The following is a 3701-nucleotide window of genomic DNA, read 5'->3' on the forward strand; positions in this document are numbered from 1 at the left end:
GGGTATATCCGCCGAGCAGAAGTCGATCATTTTCATGGATCCACCGGAGCACCGCCACATGCGCAGCCTGCTCAACAAGGCCTTCACGCCGCGGGCCATTCAATCGCAGCATGACACGGTCGTCGAGGTCATCGACAAATACCTGAGCGCCGCCGATCCCGACGAGTTCGACGTCGTACAGGACTTCTCCGGGCCGTTCCCCGTCGAAGTCATCACCACGATGGCCGGAGTGCCAGAGGAATACCGCCAACAGGTGCGGCACTGGATCGACACCAGCCTGCACCGCGAACCGGGACAGATCGAAATCAGCGAAGCCGGCATGCAGGCCAACATCGACACCGCGATGTATTACTTCGGGCTGGTGCAGGAACGGCGGGAAAACCGGCACGACGACATGATCAGCAAGCTGATCGCCGCCGAAATCCCCGGCGAGGACGGTCAGACTCGCAAGCTCGACGATATTGAAATATGCGGGTTTGCCACGCTTCTAGGCGGGGCCGGCGCCGAGACCGTCACCAAGTTGATCGGCAGCGCGGCCGTGCTCTTCGCCCGCAACCCAGACCAGTGGGAGAAGCTGAAGGACGACCGTAGCAAGCTCCCGGGCGCCGTCGAAGAATTGTTGCGCTACGAGGGACCAGTTCAGTACAACGTCCGCTGGACCTTGAAAGAGGCACATACCAGCGGTGGCACGATTCCCGCCGGCAAGCCGGTGTTCTTGATGAAGGCCGCGGCGAACCGAGACCCCGACGCCTTCACCGACGCCGACACCTTCGACATCGACCGTGACCAGACCGAGGCCCAGCACCTCGGTCTGGGGTATGGAATTCACAGTTGCCTGGGCGCGGCGCTAGCTCGGATGGAAAGCCGCATCGCACTGGAGAAGCTCCTCGACTTCATGCCCCGCTACGAGGTGAATTGGGAGGGCTGCAAACGGGTCACCATGCAAAACGTCGCGGGCTGGCTGAACGTACCGGTGAAGGTATTGCGGTGAGAGGGCTTGAATGACCAAGAAGATCGAAGTCGACTGGGGGCTGTGCGAAAGCAACGGGGTGTGTATGGGCATCATCCCGGAGGTGTTCCGGCTCGAGGATGACGACACGCTGACCGTGCTACAAGAGGACGTCACGCCCGAGAACGAAGAGCAGGTGCGCGACGCAGTCCGGCAATGCCCGCGACAGGCCATCTCAATCGTCGAATAACGGCTGACGGCTTCGTTCGCCGTTTCTTGTCGAACCCCGTACATAATGCGTCTGGGTGCCTTGTGTTCGTCGGCACATTTTTGGCGTCCCCGCGTTGTTGGAACAGCTAATGACCGCAAGAGGCGTCGCCGCGACGATGAGGTGATCACTTCCCATCAGACGAAGGGAGTTTGTGATGGGCACGACTGTTCTACAGGTAGGTGAAGTTCCGCCGCCGCTCGCCGAGGCGCTTGTCCGTGGCCATGAAAAAGTCCCCACTGGTGGCCAAGTGGAGGTCCCCACTGGTGGCCAGATAAAAGTCCCCACCCCGTGTTCGTCGTGTCGATCAGGAACTGCTGGCCCAGGTGGTGACGGTGAAGGTGCCAACCACACACCATCACCACCGGGGAGTTCCATTGAAGTCTGCGAGGGACCGCATGGACATCATTTCTGCCTATCAACAACTCGGGTCATTCCGAGGCGCCGCCGAGCTGTGCGGCACCACCCACAAGACCGTCAAACGGGTCGTGGAGAAGTTCGAAGCCGGCGAGACCGCACCACCGCGGGCTGAGCGGGCCCGTAACTACGATGCGGTGGCCGAGCTGGTCGCCGAACGCGTCGCGAAGTCGGCGGGCCGGATGTCGGCGAAGCGGATGTTGCCGATCGCTCGCGCTGCTGGCTATGAGGGTTCGGAGCGTAACTTCCGCCGGTTGGTTGCGGTGTCGAAGACATTGTGGCGCAGCGAGAATCACCGGGGCCGCCGCCCGGCGGTGTGGTCGCCGGGTGAGTATCTGGTGATCGACTGGGCCGAAGCCGCGCCCGGGCTGTTCTTATTCTGCGCGGTGCTGGCGTTCTCCCGGTGGCGGTTCGTGGCGTTCGCCACCGATCAACGGGCGTCGACGACACTGGCGCTGATCGCCGAAGCATTGGCTGCGATCGGCGGTGTCCCGGCCCGGGTGCTGGCCGACCGGATGGCGTGTTTGAAGGGCGGCGTAGTGGCGAATGTGGTGATTCCTACGGCCGAATATGTCCGGTTGGCGAGCCATTACGGGTTCGCACCGGATTTCTGCCATGCATCCGATCCCGAATCGAAGGGCATCGTGGAGAACTTGTGCGGCTACGCTCAACGCGATCTGGCGGTGCCGCTGCTCACCGACGCTGCCATCACCGGGACACCGGTTGACGTGCGGGCCGCCAACGCCGCGGCCAGGGCGTGGTGCGTTGAGGTCAATGCCGCGGTCCATTCGGAGATCATGGCGGTGCCCGACGAGCGGCTGCTCATCGAACGTGAACTCCTGCAACCATTGCCGTCGCTGCGTCTGCAGATCGGGGCGCCCTCGGTGCTGCGTAAGGTCGACCGGCTGTCCTGCATCCGGTATGCCTCGGCCCGCTACTCGGTGCCCACCCGGCTGATCGGAGCCAGCGTGGCCGTGGTGGTCGATCACGGGGCGGTCTGCCTCGTCGAGCCCACGACCGGGATGATCGTGGCTGAGCACGAACTGGGTGCCCCGGGCACCGCGTCGATCAGCGATGCCCACTACGACGGGCCACGACCGGCGCCCAACCGCGGGCCACGCCCGAAAACGACCATCGAGAAGCAGTTCTGCGACCTCGGTGCCGACGCCCAAGCGTTCCTGGTCGGGGCCGCCGCGATCGGCAACACCCGCCTGGGTTCTGAGCTGGAGATCCTGCTGGCACTGGGCGCTGCCCATGGTGAACAGGCATTGGTGGCGGCGTTGCGCCGGGCGGTGGCGTTCCGGCGGTTCCGTGCGACCGATGTCCGCTCGATCCTGGCCGCCGGGGCGGGAACACCCCAGCCCCGCCCCGCTGGGGATGCGTTGATCCTCGACCTGCCGGTCGCCCCGACGCGTTCGTTGGATGCCTACAAGGTCACCCCGGCCGCCGATGGTGGTGTGAGTTCATGACAACCACATCGGCCAAGGCAACCAAACCCGTTGCACCGCTCTCTGTTCCAGAACTGGCTGCCGATCTCGACGCCGGGTTGCGTCGGCTCAAGCTCGCAGCGATCCGGCGCACCGCACCCGAGGTCCTGCAGACGGCCAAGACCCAACGCTGGACCCCCGAAGAGGTGCTGCGGACCCTGGTCGAAACCGAACTGGCCGCCCGCGATGCCTCCAACGTCGTCAACCGGCTCAAGACCGCCGGGTTCCCAGTCGCCAAAACGTTGGAGTCGTTCGACGTGGCCGCCTCCTCAATTCAGCCGAAGGTGTTCGCCTACCTGTCCAGCCTGGAATGGGTTCGCGCACAATCCAACCTGGCGATTATCGGACCGGCCGGGACCGGGAAATCCCACACCCTGATCGGTCTCGGGATCGCCGCCATCCACGCCGGGCACAAGGCCCGCTACTTCACCGCCGCCGACCTCGTCGAAACCCTCTACCGAGGCCTTGCCGACAACACCGTCGGCAAGATCATCGAATCCCTGCTGCGCGTCGACCTGATCATCCTCGACGAACTCGGCTTCGCCCCGCTCGACGACACCGCGACCCAACTGCTGTTCCG

General features: G+C 64.2%; 4 protein-coding genes. All 4 read left to right on the forward strand.

Annotated elements, in window-relative coordinates:
- On the forward strand, positions 1-991 hold a 991-nt coding region (locus VKI00_RS31685), incomplete at its 5' end, for a cytochrome P450 (RefSeq protein WP_324447146.1).
- A 10-nt stretch (positions 992-1001) separates the two neighbouring features.
- Positions 1002-1199, forward strand: coding sequence for a ferredoxin (locus VKI00_RS31690; protein WP_324447148.1), 198 nt, complete (start codon positions 1002-1004; stop codon positions 1197-1199).
- Between the two features lie 395 nt (positions 1200-1594).
- Complete coding sequence (gene istA / locus VKI00_RS31695; protein ID WP_324447150.1) at positions 1595-3103, forward strand: IS21 family transposase; 1509 nt, start codon at positions 1595-1597, stop codon at positions 3101-3103.
- Positions 3100-3701: ATP-binding protein (locus tag VKI00_RS31700; RefSeq protein WP_324447152.1), on the forward strand; the 602-nt coding region annotated here is incomplete at its 3' end. The genes istA and VKI00_RS31700, both read left to right, overlap by 4 nt.

It is taken from the genome of Mycobacterium sp. (assembly GCF_035314665.1).
In the GTDB taxonomy this organism is placed as follows: Bacteria; Actinomycetota; Actinomycetes; order Mycobacteriales; family Mycobacteriaceae; genus Mycobacterium.